We start from the raw sequence: 14,287 nt of genomic DNA, 5'->3' as shown, positions 1-14,287 counted from the left end.
AATAAACGCCCCCTTGCCTTTAACGATTAGTGTAAAACTCAACAATCACCTCAGCATCACCTTTGGTGCTTTTCTTGTCTCGTGTCATGTAAATCGTATTTTCAGCCTCTAATGGAACATCTCGTTCCTCCATAGGGAGGTACAGATTGCCATCGGTAGATTGCCGAAGCCCTACATCTCCATAATCATTACCATGAGGCTCTTTTCCAAATGTAGCTGTTACATCTTCAAAATCCTCCATGGTATAAGCTGTAATACTTTTTATAAAAGCCCCTCGGGGTAGAACGCCAATTTTTGTTATCAACCCTTGATCTGTACATTTAACACGCGCCCGTAAAAAACTAACCTGCTGCGTAGAGTTGTTACGTCCCTGCAAAACAGGTGGCAATCCCTCATCTATCATGCCAACGGTTTCAATGGTTTCAACGATTTCATCAGGTTCCTGTGTAATTAGCGATTTTTCTGCCATAATTGTCATCCTTTAATAATTAGCTTGCTTCGGCAAAAGAAGGGATAACAATCGTACCAAAATCCTGCCCCCCTTGATCAGAATGCGGCAAGGTATAGCGTGATTTTTTCATGCCGATAATGGTTTTAGCTGCAACCCCAAATTCACGTTGATAATCAAACAGTTCTTCAACAAGTTTATAGCGTGTTCCCCCTTTCCCATCGCCTCCTGTTGCTCCATTGCCAACGCGCCCATAAGCCATGATAACACTTTGCGCACCAAGCAACACAGCACGGCGAACAGATGTTACAGGCTCTTGTGTCTTTGAATTGATACCATTGGGGACATGTTCAGCTTCACGCAAAATGACACCGTTATACATCCCCAAAGAACCATTAAAAATTGGGTTCTTAGCTCCAGAGCCATCATAAGCTGCCTTGGTAATGTCTAACCATTGCCCGCTCTTTGTATTGGTACGCAATTGGGTCACCTGTGTTGGGTGGAGATACATCACATATGCCGATTTTCCATCAACACGAACAGGGCGCAAACGTGGATTAGCAAGTTTAGCGCGTTCAACAGCCTGATCTATAAGATCTAATGTAAAAACATCGTCTTTTGTAAGTTCTTCATCAGTCTTTTTCTTAGCTGGGCGAATAATACGCAATTTGCTTGGCTCTAATGGAGCATTAAAGCCATAATGTACGGGTTTAAGGGTTATGGTGCGTCCTTCGAAGTGAATCCATGGTGCTGTATAACCTGCTGCCTGAATGAAGAACATCAAACTTAAGCGATCTGCATACCAATCAACAAGCCCATCCTTTGCTTCTGTTCGTAAATTAAATAAAACACGTTGTTGATCAATGGTGCCTTCATATTTTACGCGTACAGCATGAGAAAGCTCGTTAATACGCACCGTTTCATTCATAAATTGGAGTGCTTCTTCATTGCCTTCCAGCGTTTGTCCCTCGCTAACGCCATCCCCCATAAGTTGGACTCTTAATCCGCTCGTCACAGAGTCACCAGCGGATTTTCCTAGCATATCCAATACTTGAATAATGCTGTTTTTTCCTTTTCCCATCAGCGGTGCAATGGGCAACGCTTTTGAAGTTTCTGTGTTTAGCATCTTAGCCCAAACGCCAACGGCTAATGGGTCATTAAGATTTACCTGTGTTACTGCCATTTCAATCAATGCCTTTCTTGGTTTTAAAACTCGCCTTGCGGCACCCCCAAACGATAACAATCACTTGGTTCTCTCTGTTGCGTCACCACGCACATCTCACGCTCTGCTCATAATTTGTTCAAATTTTTCGGGATTTTTCTCAACCCATACAGCAAATTCGGCTTCTGGCATGGAAAAGAGCGTTCTCACATCCATACCGCCTGTTGGAACTTGCCCGCCGCGCGCTGTAAGCGTCCGCGCTGCTTGAGAGCGCTCTTGAAGGGCTCCCACTTCGTCCTTAACTGGCGCTCCACTATAGCCAAAAGCTTTCGCTTTTTGCACCAGCACCTCAATTGGATTTATACCGGCTTTCTGACACTGCTGGCATATTTGGCGCAATTCAGCACCAATTTGTTGTTGCCGTGCCTCTGGGTCTTTCCATTGCGGATAAAGGCTTGCTTGCGCTTGTAAGACACTGTCTGCTCTTTCATAGAGATAGTCCGTGATACTGTCTAAATCTGGATATTTATCTTGTACTTGCGCTTTAGCTTCCTCGAAATAATCCCCCAACTTTTGGCGTTCATATTCCTCTTGACTCATGCGCTCTTGGCTCTCTCTCATATGAGAAAACTCATCAAGCAATTTCTGTTGTTCTTGTACCTTATGACTAAGCCATGCAAAATGTGCTTTTGGGTCGTCTTCTAGGGAGGGAATATTTTCCTCACGGCGGCGCGTGATTTCTTCCTGCATTGCGGCATATTTTTGCGCAAGTTCAATAGCCAATTCACGCGCTTCAATGGCGCTTTGTTCTGCCTTTTGTCGTGCTTGCCGCTCTTGCTCTAGTTTATCAGATTCTATTACATCAGAATTTGGCTGCTCTTGAAGTGGTTCTACAGCTGGCTGTTCAGAACTTTCCTCTGCATCAAAAACTTCCTCAACTTGTTCTGGCTCGACCAACTCAACAGCATTATCACTGGCAAAATGTTCATCATAGATTGCTTGTTCTTCAGGCGTAAACTCTTCTTCCATATTCTGTCCCTTCAATGTGCTATTATATTTTTTGTCAAAACTCGATAGTGTTCCAACTGTGTCTGTAAAGCTTTGCGTTCTAAATCACGCTGCGCTATCTCATTTTTTGCCTGTTGAAGTTCGAGCTGCATGCGCGCTTGTTCTTGTTTCAAGAAAAGTTCGATATTTTTCTGCTGCAATGCCGCTTGTTTCTGCTGCGCATCAAGTTGATAGAGTGTGCTCTTTGCTTGCGCTTCTTGCTGTAAAACAGCAATCTTTGCTTGTTGCTCTGGAGTTAATTGCGCCCCTTGGCTTTGTTGCATCATCTGCTGTTGCTGTTGTTCTTGTTGTGCCTGCTGTGCTTTTGCCGTTAAATTTGCTACCAATGTTGCCGGTAGTGGGGAAAGCTTTAAAAGATCTGGAATCATCTCCGGTGTTAAGAACCCACCAAGCAATGGCAACATCTGCGTAATTGTCGCAAAAGTTTTCTCTTTTTCATTGGGGCTTGTCGGTGAATCATCAACAATAATGTCGTATTCAAGCGTTGTGACAGCTTCACGTGTTAATGGAACATACTGCGCATTCTCTTGTCCAGAAATACGCACCAAACGCCCATCAGAGAGATAATTCTGGATAAGATAAAGGATAATCTTTCCCTGCCTACACCGATAAAGCTTGAGATTATCAAACAGCCCCGCAAGCAAATTAAGCGTTGATTGCCGGCGTGTATTTTCCAGCACATTGGCTTGGTTGACCTCCCGTGTTCCGATAAACTCAGCCGATAACCCTGTTACATGCGTTATCGCTTCACGCGATTCATTAAACAGCTGGAAAAATCCATTGGGAAATTGTGCACTTGGCTTTGGTTGAATTTTCCCTCCTGTAAGCGCGCCATTTTTAACCCAAGTAATCGTATCCGTTCGCGCCCAGCTTTCCATGGCTTGGCGATCATCATCGAAAGCGCCTCGTTCTGCCATCAAGCCGCCCTTAGACTGGCTATTAAGGATATACATCACTTGGCTAAAATATTTATTCGACCATTTTTGTGGATCTTTTGCGGGGCGAACAATCCCGTAAAACTGGTTTTTAAGCTTATCCAGCGTGCCCGTGATACACTCCCACCCAAGTTGCCCATCAGGTGCTAATGGCTTATCGGGCTTTGCTAAAAGACGTCGTCCCAGAAAAGCGCGTCTCACCACTTTTTTATTAAAACACACCCCTTGTAATTGTGGCATTACCCTTTGAAGCTGTTCAAACTCCTGTTTGCTATAGTTGCGCATCTGTCCGGTTTGAAGATCAGGCGCCTTGTAAGTGGTCTCATATTCAAACCAACGGCATTCAACCAGCGTAACATAGCGTTTCCCAGAATACGGATCTGAGAGAGAAGTCGCATTGGAGTCATCTTGATACGCATCAAGCGACACATGAGAATCCTCAGAAGCGGTTGTACTATCGATAGCCCAATCGGCGTTAAGATCTTCAACAGCAACATCAGGAAAAAGACTTTTAGCATCCTCAACGGATTTGCGATCAACATACCACATACGCTGTGCGTCAATGAGATTTGGTCTTACAGCATTAGCATCCCAAACCATTTTTAAGGGATCTAAACGTTGAACAGCAGGTATCCCTTCGGGATCTGTATCATAATCAAGCCGCGTATCTGTCCAGCCCATACCGCAAATAACCATATCCTGAAAAGCATCGGAATCGGCATATTCCGCCTCTGCCTCATCACGAAACCATTCTGCTGCTCCAGTAAGCAATTCATTGGGTATTGCCGCTCCCATTTGCCGTGGTTGAAACTGTACTTCGCGCTTATTATTACGCTCCGCCCCAACAATAGCATTCACAAGGGGTGCAATGCGGTTAAAAGTCATGACAGGACGGCGTTGCTCTTTTAAAACCGCAAGATCTTCCTCTGCCCATTGACGACCATTATAAAAATCAAAATCTTCACGCGCCTGTTCACGCCATTCATTAACATGTTCAACATCTTCTGCGTACCAAGACTTTAAACGCTTATAGAGTTCATATTCATCAAGGATTGTCGTTTTTTGAAAGTCTTGATCTAGAATGCCATCCATGATGCCGCTTCTCTTTCCATAGTGCAATAACGCTCTTGCTTGGGTTTGACACTGGGTGCTTCATAGACAATGCACATTAAACCAAAGGCATCCGCCCCATGGCTCGACCAATCATGCTCTGCACCCAAACCAATGCCGCGCTTCTCATCCCATTTCTCATGATACCAATTCAGTGCTTTGCGCCCTGCTACCGTCATCTCTTCATTAAACCAAACAGACGGCAAAATACGACGCACCGCCTCTATACGCATCTTAACCGCCCCTGCCCCTTGATTAGGGATCACTTGCGTTTCAAAACCCGCATCATTTAAAGCACTCTCAAAACTCACATTGTGCACACGGTCTCTCGTCGCACCGTCATGGGGGAGAACCATCAACGCCTTCTCATAACCATTTTGACGCAACCAACCGATATGCTCCGATAAAGGCTGCCCCTGTGCTTCGTAATAATTAAGCACTCTGATCTCTCTACCAACAAATTGCGCTATCCATATCGCTGTTGCATCTGCCTTGGCGCCCGTACCCCCAATGTCCCAAAAAGCACGTATTTGCATCAAGGGGTCACGAGCAACACGCCCTATCCGCCCCTCCTGCTCGGCTGCCAACATTTCCTTTTGATAATAAGCGCCTTGAACCGCTTTCAGATAATCCCCTTCCCAGATATGCTTATAGGTCTCTGGACGGTTTCTCAGATCATCCAATCGCGCTTCATTCAAAATCTTGGGAAACTTCGGGTTGTCTGACCAGTTGATCTCAACACGCTTAATTGCCGCATTGTCTGAAAAGCGAAACCGCTTCTCAACGGGGGCATTCTCTCGCAACGGGTTCCATGTCACCCATAATTCTGCCCGCCATCCCTCTCCTTCTTCTCGCAACGTCGGTATAAGCGTCTGCCAAGCCGTCTCTGTAACGGGCTCTGCCTCATCAACCCAACAAAGCAAAATACGCCCCATAGACTTGATACTAGCTATATTCCGGTCCAGACCAGAAAACTGAAAGGCTATACGACCATCAATCGACTTAATCGACGACTCCCCAACCTTGTAATAGTCCTTTAAAAAGTCGTGCGCTTCAATGGCGCGTTTAATCTCCTCCAATGAACTTTCTGCCAAAGAATTCTGAAACTGACGTGCACAAAGAATAGTGCCTGATATTCCTTCCCTACCAAATTGATAGCCTTTTAAAGCAGCCATCAAGGCAAATGATCTTGTCTTTCCAGACCCTCGTCCACCCCAAGCCGCACGCACCAAAGCCTTATCTGTAAAAATCGGTATAAGCTTTGGAACAATATTAATCTGTCGTGTTGTCATGAACTAAAGGCGCGATTTCCACACGCGTTATCATCTTAATCGCCCCGCCATCTTCCCCTGTCACTTGAAGAGGCAAAATCTTCCCCAACAATGCCAAATAAGCAGCGGGGCATTTGATTGCCTGTTTTTCAAGATAAGAGATCAAACCATCATCACCATATCTCTTACCAGCGCGCTCTGCTGCCTTAAGCACTGCTTCTTTCAAAATACGTGTCGTTTTATTTGGCACACCTTTTACCCGCCCTTGACCTGCCTTTGGGGGCGTTCTTTTTGCAAGTTTTTCAGTGGTTTTCATGTGTGTTTCTTTTTGTAAACAAGACAATAAAAAAACCCCGCAAAAGCAGGGTTCTGAACAATCATATAAACTTATAAGAAAGGTTATACCTTTACCGTAATTCTAGACGCAATTCGACTAGTACAGCAACGCCATAAAACACTATTTTTCATATCCTGTCAACAAAAAAAATCACGATATTGTGTATTTTTTATTTTTTTCACCTAAATCTAGTGTCTTTAGCACCCAATAACTCACAATTGTATTATCTCAACGAATCAATTATACGGAAGCACTAAATTATTGATTAGCAAAAAGTGGGGGGGAATTAATGTTATTTTTCAAAAAAGCTGCTTTATGCAGAATTAAAAAGACATTTACACTAATTTTGTTTTTACCGTTCTTTGCTATAATTAGTCTTATGATACTTGCTTTTAATCCCTTCGGATTAGACAATCAACAACAAGATAAATTAATTGTACCAATATTTGTAGCATTTGTATCGTATCTTTTGATACTAAGTGCATGTGCAAGAGAAGAAAAGCTAAGTTTAAAAGATGAAAATATTGACAGCGCATTTTATGAGCTCTTGTCCCTCCAATTCCAAACAGCGGCTTGGGCGGCTGGGTCGGCAGTTTTTGTGTTTTATCCTGTAATAATATTAGCATTTTTAGGAGTGTCAATTTTTATTGCTATAATACAAAATTTAGATAAAATTCTACCGATCGTAGCAATTATAGCATTGATATTAATTTGTCTTATAGCGTTTATAGCGTTGATCAAATTTATTTGGAAAATTGTCTAACAATCAAAATATTTATTAAGTCTTTTTCCCTAATCTTTAATATATACTTAAACTCCAACCATAAAAGAAATAATGAATTATTTATCAGCAAAAAAAATAAGTTACTTATTAGTCGTAGTGATCAGTGTGCTTTTTCTTACCAACTGCGGACAAAAATCAGATGCAGATGAGAACCGCATTCCAAATAACCTAGCTGATGCAGTTGATATGTTTGATGTTGGTCCTCGAAATTTATATGATCTTCCAAACGAAGTGCTCGAAAAATTTGATATTAATCGATACAATTTATGTAAAATGTTAAAACAGCAACATAAAGATTACTATGGTTATGATAAATTTCAAGATGTTGATTGTAATAGCTATAAGTGAAGAATAAAAATACTAAAAATCATAAAACAAAACAAATACTTCATATCTTTCTTATTTTTAGAAACAAAAAGAGGCACTTCTGCGTACAATAGAATGAATTATTTTCCTTAGTCTTTTACAAGGCGTTATACAGAGAAACGTTTCACGTCACATTGCTTACTTTAGCATCGTTCTTAAAGATGCATAAAAAACTAAGTTAGAAATGTTGATAGCTTGGCAAGCACTTCATTCATAATCATGGGGGGAACTGTTTCCATTTTCCTTCCCTGACGCGCTGCTATATCGAGAGCTCGTGGTTGATCACAACGTATCACACCTGTGGTATGTAATCCTGTTCCTGCTAATGAAACAGCAAACCCTGCGGTTCTCGCAAAATTTCCTCCACTTGTAATAGGTAAGACAATTGGTGTTTTTGTGACACGATTAAACGCCTCCGGTGACACAACCAATACAGGACGCGTTCCTTTTTGCTCATAACCAGAAGTTGGGTCAAGCGATACAAACCAAATTTCGCCCCGCTTCATTACAAGAGCTCTCTGCCAACAGGCTTGGCATCAAACCACTCCATATCATCATCTGCAAAATCGTCCGAAGGATTACATTGCGCTAACAATTCTTCAAGAGTATAGCTAGAAAATTCCTGTGGTTTTACAACCAATTGTCCATTGTCAATAGCCAAACCCACTTGCGTGTTTTCAGAAAGATGAAGAACATCAAGCAATGCGGGCGGTATAGAGAGCATAACTGACCCTCCAACTTTACGTAATTTTGTTGTGTGCATAAAACACTTCCTTTAATATTATATAAAAATATAACATTCTAGTGCATATTCTTCAAGAGGTTTTCATGCTTTTATGGAAAAAGAACAATAAAACATTTACCATTTAGTTTTTCTGTCAAAATATTTATGAAGCGCGTTAAGAGCGACCCGCAATGAATTCACAAGATGTGGTAATGTTTGGTCTTCGACAATAATATATTGTATTGCTGCATAAAGATTATACTGTCTATAGAGATGTTGTGTTTCTTTTATCGCCTCTTGCATATTAGAAAACTGTACTGTTGCAAATTCAACCCATTTCTCTCTTGCTTTGTCATCAGAAGATGATGGTATTTCGTCATAAACAGCGCTTGGTAAACCTTTTGCACACAAATAGTCATTTTTCACTTCAAGATATTTTTGCGCAGCATCATACTGGTCTTGAGTAAGCACACCTTGCAAACAAAGCCGCCCAACATAAGTACCAGCAAGCGGATTTTTAGCCTCTTCAATAGTCAAACCAAAGCGTTTAGCACGCATTTCAATTGCCAATTGATTAACAGGATCTTGACGTACTTTCACTTGTGAAATGTAAGCATCTTTCTTTTTATTTTTTTTCACTTATACCCCCAAATGTCTGTCTAATATCTTGCCCAATTTCATCTGATGCTAAACATGTTTCTTTATCCAAAATAAATAACCACGTGGATAAAGAGAGACCTATAATTATAGTTAATACACTTATCTTTATTTTATCATTAGCCAGCCCCCAAACGAATACAACCAATGTCAACATAAATACAATGATTATTGCTATTTCAAAACCAGTAGCAGGTACATCATTACCCTTATTCCCTAACAACGCTTGTTGCATAAGCATATTATTCTGTATAATTATTTGCAAAGAATTGGATTGACTCATTAACATCAAAAAGGAACCTCATCATTTATAACAGTATGAGGCGTATCAAGAGGTTGCTGGAAACTTCTGTCATAAGAAGATAATGGCTCTTGATTATCGTTATTTTTTCCGTCTAAGAGCTTTAACTCGCCTTTGAATTGCGGTAAAATAATCTCTGTTGTGTAACGGTCATGCCCATTTTTATCTTGCCATTTGCGTGTCTGTAATTTTCCTTCTACGTAAACTTTTGAACCTTTGTTGAGATATTGAAGTGCAATTTTTGCCAAATGTGGATTAAAAATCACAACTGAATGCCATTCAGTTTTCTCTACTTTTTGATGAGTATTTTTATCTGTATAGCTCTCAGAAGTTGCCATACGAAAATTGACTACTTCTGTTCCAGAATTCATTGTTTTGCTTTCGGGATCAGCACCTAAACGCCCGATTAACATCACTTTATTTAGCATATTTTTTCTTACCTTAAATTTGTATTTTAATACATACAAAATCCTAGCATGATTTGCATATTTTTTCAATTATTTCAAAAGGATATTATTGTTTTTTAACATATAAAATTATGTTTAATATGCTCTTTGATAAATAATCAATTGACATAAATGCATGGTGTATAGTATCAAGTATCAAGAGGGTATATATGGCAATCGTTAGTTTTAAGCATAAAGGGTTGAAATTATTCTTTGAAAGAGGAGTCTGCAAAGGCATACAACCCGCGCATGCTAAAAAATTAGCAAACATTTTAGTAATTTTAGATACAATATCCGCGCCTGAACAAGTTACTCTTAAATCGTATCGTCTACATGCGCTTACGGGCGATTTAAAAGGTTACTGGTCAATGCGTGTCAATGGAAATTGGCGTGTTACTTTTCGTTTCATTGGGACAGACGTTGAACTGGTTGATTATCAAGATTACCATTGAGTTTTGAGGTGTTATTATGATGTACAATCCTCCACACCCTGGCGGCATTTTGAAAGAAGAATTGCTTGATGAATTAGGGTTAACAGTAACAGAAGCTGCAAATCGTCTTGGCGTTGCACGTTTAACTTTATCCCGCGTCTTAAACTGCCATGCGGCGATTAGTATTAACTTAGCTTTACGGTTAGAAAAAGCGGGTTTAAATGATGCGGAATTCTGGCTTAAATTGCAACAAAAGCATGATTTGTGGCAAGCTCGGCATAACAGCCCAATCCCACATATTTCACCTTTAGAGCAAGTAGGGCATCTTTAGAAAGACTTAGCCCATCTTTCTTCACACCTAGAGGTCATGTTCTTTAAAATCAAGCAGCCCATGATAGTTTTTTATGCTCTTGTTGATTTTATAGAACGTTGAGAAGAGACAACGTAATCTAAACAGTTTTATAAAATCGGAAATTTTACTATAGCTTTTTAACTGAGCACTGTAGTGTGTAAATAGATATGTTTATTAAACTGCGTGTACGTAACATAAGGAAAAATACACAGACTAAAAAGGAATACCAAAGAGCAATATCTGAGTACCAAAGTACAGTATCCAATGGAAAAGAAAGCTTGTACTCCACGTACTTAGAAATGAAAGGTAAAGAAACAGTTTCCTTATAACTATTTGGAAAAATTAAAACGACAAGTGCTAAACTTATTAGCTTTAAAAGTCTGTGCAAATACTGTTGTAAATCACGTGTTAATATCTTCCAACCTGTTGTATCATCATCTTTATATTTTGGATTGTTCTGCAACTCAAAAGGAATATGAGAATTGCATAAAATTACAAAAATATTTGTTATTATTATCAAACCAAAAGATGCAAATATCAAAATACCTTGGATAAAATAGGGATTTTTTTTAATTCCTAGAAAGCATAAAAATATAAAAATTATAATACCAAACAAGGCTCTTAGCTGCTTATCTGTAAACATATTTATTTCCTGCGGTTTTCGATAATTTTTTGATCTCTTTATTGATCTCATCTATAAGAGGTTCGTAATTGAGAACGCTTTTCGGAATATTCCCACCGTAAACCCATGCTTTTACTTGCGCTTTGGTACTAAAATCCGCATTTTCTGGTGTGGTATAATACTGTCCGCCATCAAACTTTTCACACTCTCTTGTGCCATCTTCATATTCGTAGAGGTTGTAAAAATACTCCTCTGCTCCGTCCCCCCAAGGAACATAACCAACAGCTGTTGCAACAAACTCTTTTTGCATGGGTTGTTTACGCTTTTTTAAGAACAGGTCTTTTAATATTCTCATGTTTTTAGTCCATAATTTTACCAATTGGTCTATTTACCTAAAATTTGACCGTACAGAGCGTTTTATATTGCAGATGTTGATTCTATCATAAAATCTTTAAATCGCTTTGTACGGTGCCTTTTTGTCGATTTAAACACATACCTAATCGTAAAATGATCAGCACTTTTCACTAGTTTGCTGTGGACCAAAGCGTTTCATTATCCCACCAATGCCATTTAAAGTCTCTTCAAGCTCTTGCTTGTGAACAAGCGTTATAGGCGTTGAATGCTCTTTCGCTGCTTGTTCTTTCAACTCCTTTTCACGGAATCTCAAAACAGCATTGCGTACAAAATTGACTTTTCTCAAAAGATCGTTTTCCAAATCACGACACAACCTGACAAGTTCTCGTGTGCTCGGAAAAAACGTATCGGATAAACAATTTATTTCATCACATAAAATCCGTTTGACCACTGTCATCAGTGACCATGCAGAGACATTTTCCAAAACCATTCCATAGGTCAACGCCATTCCCTCATGGTCTGATTGTTGTGCTATTTTCAAACCACACGACAGCATGCGAATTGCTTTTGCTATATCCTCTTTACCTGCTTTCACTGCGAAGAGCTCTTGCAATTGATCACCAGCCTCTAAAGCAATCGATTCCTGCTGTTTCGTTAATTGGCTGCCATCCTTCAAAACAAACGGACCGCTCGGAGGTATCATCGCATGAATGTGTTTCAAAATACCCTCGATTTCCGATATCAAGGAGACTGTCTGCGATACGTTCCCCAATGCTTTTTTGCTTTTGAGTGTAATTTCCATTGTTTCCACCATTGTTGTTCGTGTTTTTCGTTTTTTCTAAAACCTCGATAGCCTTTCGCACCCAGTTTCTCCATGTTGCTTGCCAATCACGTTTGATAGCATTCTTTCCTGCACAGGCTTTCCAAAAATCTCGAAACTTTGCAATTTCGACTTTCACGCGCTCTGGAGGCAAGCCCTCTGCAATGGCAAAATCGTAATCGGGTTCAAAATCCGTAGGCAATCGACAACCGCGATTAGCTTGCGCTCGTTTTGCTTTTTTGGGAACGTTCTCTTGCTCGTGAATGGGAGGTTGGTTTTCTACACCCGTTGTGATTTGCTCTGATGTGGTCTCAACAGCAGCAACCTCTGTTGGCTCGTCAACCTGTTCGTTTGTTTCTAAACTTTCAGAACCAATTTCTTTTTTTGCTAAAACGTTAGTTTTAGTTTTTTTATATATATTCTTATTCTGGTTCTTTATAGCTTGATTTTGCTTAGCGTTTGCTTCAGCAAAAAAAACGTTTTGCTTGTCATTTGCTTCAGCAAAATTATTAACATGTTGTTTTGTATTATTTTTTGCTTGCGCACCTTTTTTACCAGCTTCACTACGAACTTGCGATATGTGCTCTTTTTTATCAGCAAAATCGTTCAACTCTTCTTCAACACGCGTATTCCACAATCCATTATCTGTCTCAACAAGTTTATCATTCCTCATTAAGTATTCGACAATAGCTGCAAATTTTTTCTGCGAACAATGACAAACCCGTGCAAGCGTTTGAAAATCTGTTTTAAGTGGTTCTTTTTTTTCATACATGCAAACGAGAAGGGTTATATAAACCCCCCGTTGTTCAGATGTCATTCCATTTGTACCACTTATCCAGTCATACAAATGGAATCTTATCCATGGCATACCATTAGACATGCGCGCCCCCTTCTTTCATTAAATATAAATTAGTGATCATAATCCCCCCCTTAAAGCTGTTGCGTATTTATGCGTGCGCATGGTGACGCGTAATCTATTTATTTGATCTCTTTATTTTTGCCTGTTTAAGAGTGTGAATGATGCTGTTGATGTTCATTCTTTTCTTCATATTGAAGCTTCGTCATTTCATTTTGTTCACATGGCTTCATGCAAACAGTGGAACCCTTGACAAAAGAAGGCGTTGGAGGAGATTGTTCATTCCATAACGCTTCGAGAAGATATGCAACGGCTCCTCTTGAAGGAACACCATATTTTTCCCAACGCCATACTGTTGACTTGTTGACGCCTAACCGTGCTGCCATTTCTTTCAGAGTTAAATTCAGATTTTTACGTAACTGTTTTACTGCTATTTTTCCCATAAAAAATAATATGCATTATGAGTACTTAAAAGTCAAGTCGAAATGCATACCAATTATATGCAATATGAATATATTAAGGAGATAAAAATGCTTAGTAACACGATAGACCAATCTGCTAGATTAATAAAAGCGCGTTTAGCGCGTGGTTTTAGAAGTGCTAAAGAAGCAGCTAGATATTTTGGCTGGAACTACTCTAGCTATATACAGCACGAACAAGGATTAAGAGGAATATCACGGGCATCTGCGAAATATGCAAAAGCATTTAGAATTAGTGAAGGATGGTTATTAACTGGAGAGGGAGAAGGCCCCTCCTTTCCAATTCCTGCCACAAAACAAACTGTTGATGAGCAAATTATTAATCTACTGCAAAAAACAACTCAACCAGATAAAGAAACAATTCTTCACCTTTTAAATCGCCTGCATGCAGAAGAAAAAAAATAAAAGCTTTTTTTCTTTCATTACTAAATGTAGAAACCAGATGCATTATTTTATTATCTAATTCTATATCACTTTTTATTGTTTTCATAACCATTCACCTTCCCCTTTCATGAGAATCGTCATTTAGAAAAAATCTTCTTACAAGATTTTTATACCGTTAAAAATAAAATACACATAACGCATATTTTATTGTTGACAAGTATGCATTATGCGTATTATATATATTCCATAAACCACGCACAAACAATCGCCAAGAGGCGTTAGGGAGGAAAAATTATGGAAAATCCAATTCTTATAAATTCTGATGAAATTTTATTAGTTGTCTATGATGATGATCAAAACATTGGTCGGTCTGGACCACT

The 14,287-nt window shown here is 39.6% G+C and carries 21 protein-coding genes; 5 read left to right on the top strand and 16 right to left on the bottom strand.

Annotated elements, in window-relative coordinates; all coding sequences use genetic code 11:
• Nucleotides 1-19: 19 nt before the first annotated feature.
• The 6 genes from ACFIK3_RS07105 to ACFIK3_RS07080 all read right to left on the bottom strand — a co-directional run bounded on the left by ACFIK3_RS07105 (nucleotide 20) and on the right by ACFIK3_RS07080 (nucleotide 6,310).
• Nucleotides 20-469, bottom strand: coding sequence for a hypothetical protein (locus ACFIK3_RS07105; protein ID WP_375676456.1), 450 nt, complete (start codon nucleotides 467-469; stop codon nucleotides 20-22).
• 19 nt (nucleotides 470-488) lie between these two features.
• On the bottom strand, nucleotides 489-1,631 hold the full coding sequence (locus tag ACFIK3_RS07100) for a N4-gp56 family major capsid protein (protein ID WP_375630882.1): 1,143 nt from the start codon (nucleotides 1,629-1,631) through the stop codon (nucleotides 489-491).
• A 96-nt stretch (nucleotides 1,632-1,727) separates the two neighbouring features.
• The gene (locus tag ACFIK3_RS07095) at nucleotides 1,728-2,639 is read right to left on the bottom strand and encodes a hypothetical protein (RefSeq protein ID WP_375612491.1); all 912 of its coding nucleotides are present in this window, start codon (nucleotides 2,637-2,639) and stop codon (nucleotides 1,728-1,730) included.
• Between the two features lie 11 nt (nucleotides 2,640-2,650).
• Complete coding sequence (locus ACFIK3_RS07090; protein WP_375613684.1) at nucleotides 2,651-4,705, bottom strand: portal protein; 2,055 nt, start codon at nucleotides 4,703-4,705, stop codon at nucleotides 2,651-2,653.
• On the bottom strand, nucleotides 4,690-6,015 hold the full coding sequence (locus ACFIK3_RS07085; RefSeq protein WP_375676455.1) for a PBSX family phage terminase large subunit: 1,326 nt from the start codon (nucleotides 6,013-6,015) through the stop codon (nucleotides 4,690-4,692). Before ACFIK3_RS07085 ends, ACFIK3_RS07090 begins: the two co-directional genes overlap by 16 nt.
• On the bottom strand, nucleotides 5,996-6,310 hold the full coding sequence (locus ACFIK3_RS07080; RefSeq protein ID WP_375676454.1) for a hypothetical protein: 315 nt from the start codon (nucleotides 6,308-6,310) through the stop codon (nucleotides 5,996-5,998). Before ACFIK3_RS07080 ends, ACFIK3_RS07085 begins: the two co-directional genes overlap by 20 nt.
• Nucleotides 6,311-6,620: 310 nt before the next feature.
• On the opposite strand from ACFIK3_RS07080, the gene ACFIK3_RS07075 reads away from it, so the two are divergent.
• Both ACFIK3_RS07075 and ACFIK3_RS07070 read left to right on the top strand, forming a co-directional pair.
• The gene (locus ACFIK3_RS07075; protein ID WP_375676453.1) at nucleotides 6,621-7,094 is read left to right on the top strand and encodes a hypothetical protein; all 474 of its coding nucleotides are present in this window, start codon (nucleotides 6,621-6,623) and stop codon (nucleotides 7,092-7,094) included.
• A 72-nt stretch (nucleotides 7,095-7,166) separates the two neighbouring features.
• Entirely contained in the window at nucleotides 7,167-7,463 is a 297-nt protein-coding gene (locus ACFIK3_RS07070) for a hypothetical protein (protein ID WP_375676452.1), read from the top strand.
• A 191-nt stretch (nucleotides 7,464-7,654) separates the two neighbouring features.
• Here ACFIK3_RS07070 and ACFIK3_RS07065 read toward each other — a convergent pair whose 3' ends face one another.
• The 5 genes from ACFIK3_RS07065 to ssb all read right to left on the bottom strand — a co-directional run bounded on the left by ACFIK3_RS07065 (nucleotide 7,655) and on the right by ssb (nucleotide 9,591).
• A complete protein-coding gene (locus ACFIK3_RS07065) occupies nucleotides 7,655-7,987 on the bottom strand; it encodes a type II toxin-antitoxin system PemK/MazF family toxin (protein ID WP_375636703.1) in 333 nt (110 codons plus the stop codon).
• Nucleotides 7,987-8,244 (bottom strand): AbrB/MazE/SpoVT family DNA-binding domain-containing protein, encoded by a 258-nt coding sequence (locus tag ACFIK3_RS07060; RefSeq protein ID WP_375676451.1) that lies wholly within the window; start codon nucleotides 8,242-8,244, stop codon nucleotides 7,987-7,989. The genes ACFIK3_RS07065 and ACFIK3_RS07060 overlap by 1 nt, the downstream gene beginning before the upstream one ends.
• A 96-nt stretch (nucleotides 8,245-8,340) precedes the next feature.
• Nucleotides 8,341-8,844 carry a hypothetical protein gene (locus tag ACFIK3_RS07055; RefSeq protein WP_375676450.1) on the bottom strand — a complete coding sequence of 168 codons (504 nt, stop codon included), beginning with the start codon at nucleotides 8,842-8,844 and terminating at the stop codon, nucleotides 8,341-8,343.
• Entirely contained in the window at nucleotides 8,831-9,151 is a 321-nt protein-coding gene (locus ACFIK3_RS07050; protein ID WP_375654634.1) for a hypothetical protein, read from the bottom strand. Before ACFIK3_RS07050 ends, ACFIK3_RS07055 begins: the two co-directional genes overlap by 14 nt.
• Nucleotides 9,151-9,591: a single-stranded DNA-binding protein gene (gene ssb, locus ACFIK3_RS07045; protein WP_375630890.1), complete on the bottom strand. Its 441-nt coding sequence runs from the start codon at nucleotides 9,589-9,591 to the stop codon at nucleotides 9,151-9,153. The genes ACFIK3_RS07050 and ssb overlap by 1 nt, the downstream gene beginning before the upstream one ends.
• A 188-nt stretch (nucleotides 9,592-9,779) precedes the next feature.
• Between ssb and ACFIK3_RS07040 the strand changes: the two genes are divergently transcribed.
• Nucleotides 9,780-10,061, top strand: a complete 282-nt coding sequence (locus ACFIK3_RS07040) for a type II toxin-antitoxin system RelE/ParE family toxin (RefSeq protein ID WP_252619286.1) — start codon at nucleotides 9,780-9,782, stop codon at nucleotides 10,059-10,061.
• A gap of 16 nt (nucleotides 10,062-10,077) precedes the next feature.
• Nucleotides 10,078-10,371 carry a HigA family addiction module antitoxin gene (locus ACFIK3_RS07035; RefSeq protein ID WP_004856691.1) on the top strand — a complete coding sequence of 98 codons (294 nt, stop codon included), beginning with the start codon at nucleotides 10,078-10,080 and terminating at the stop codon, nucleotides 10,369-10,371.
• A 148-nt stretch (nucleotides 10,372-10,519) separates the two neighbouring features.
• On the opposite strand, the gene ACFIK3_RS07030 is transcribed toward ACFIK3_RS07035, so the two are convergent.
• The 5 genes from ACFIK3_RS07030 to ACFIK3_RS07010 all read right to left on the bottom strand — a co-directional run bounded on the left by ACFIK3_RS07030 (nucleotide 10,520) and on the right by ACFIK3_RS07010 (nucleotide 13,487).
• Complete coding sequence (locus tag ACFIK3_RS07030) at nucleotides 10,520-11,035, bottom strand: hypothetical protein (RefSeq protein WP_375676449.1); 516 nt, start codon at nucleotides 11,033-11,035, stop codon at nucleotides 10,520-10,522.
• Nucleotides 11,022-11,369: a hypothetical protein gene (locus ACFIK3_RS07025; protein WP_375624113.1), complete on the bottom strand. Its 348-nt coding sequence runs from the start codon at nucleotides 11,367-11,369 to the stop codon at nucleotides 11,022-11,024. Before ACFIK3_RS07025 ends, ACFIK3_RS07030 begins: the two co-directional genes overlap by 14 nt.
• Before the next feature lie 156 nt (nucleotides 11,370-11,525).
• The gene (locus tag ACFIK3_RS07020) at nucleotides 11,526-12,044 is read right to left on the bottom strand and encodes a hypothetical protein (RefSeq protein WP_375658065.1); all 519 of its coding nucleotides are present in this window, start codon (nucleotides 12,042-12,044) and stop codon (nucleotides 11,526-11,528) included.
• The gene (locus tag ACFIK3_RS07015; RefSeq protein ID WP_375676448.1) at nucleotides 11,986-13,068 is read right to left on the bottom strand and encodes a YdaU family protein; all 1,083 of its coding nucleotides are present in this window, start codon (nucleotides 13,066-13,068) and stop codon (nucleotides 11,986-11,988) included. The genes ACFIK3_RS07020 and ACFIK3_RS07015 overlap by 59 nt, the downstream gene beginning before the upstream one ends.
• 125 nt (nucleotides 13,069-13,193) lie before the next feature.
• On the bottom strand, nucleotides 13,194-13,487 hold the full coding sequence (locus ACFIK3_RS07010; protein WP_375630689.1) for a helix-turn-helix domain-containing protein: 294 nt from the start codon (nucleotides 13,485-13,487) through the stop codon (nucleotides 13,194-13,196).
• A gap of 87 nt (nucleotides 13,488-13,574) precedes the next feature.
• Here ACFIK3_RS07010 and ACFIK3_RS07005 point away from each other — a divergent pair, with 87 nt between their 5' ends.
• Nucleotides 13,575-13,928, top strand: coding sequence for a helix-turn-helix domain-containing protein (locus tag ACFIK3_RS07005; protein ID WP_004859838.1), 354 nt, complete (start codon nucleotides 13,575-13,577; stop codon nucleotides 13,926-13,928).
• The last annotated feature ends 359 nt before the right edge of the window (nucleotides 13,929-14,287 follow it).

It is taken from the genome of Bartonella sp. CB10SXKL (genome assembly GCF_042195515.1).
Taxonomy (GTDB): domain Bacteria; phylum Pseudomonadota; class Alphaproteobacteria; order Rhizobiales; family Rhizobiaceae; genus Bartonella.
The sequence above is the reverse complement of the archived record's forward strand: the minus strand, read 5'-3'. Positions and strand labels throughout refer to the sequence as shown.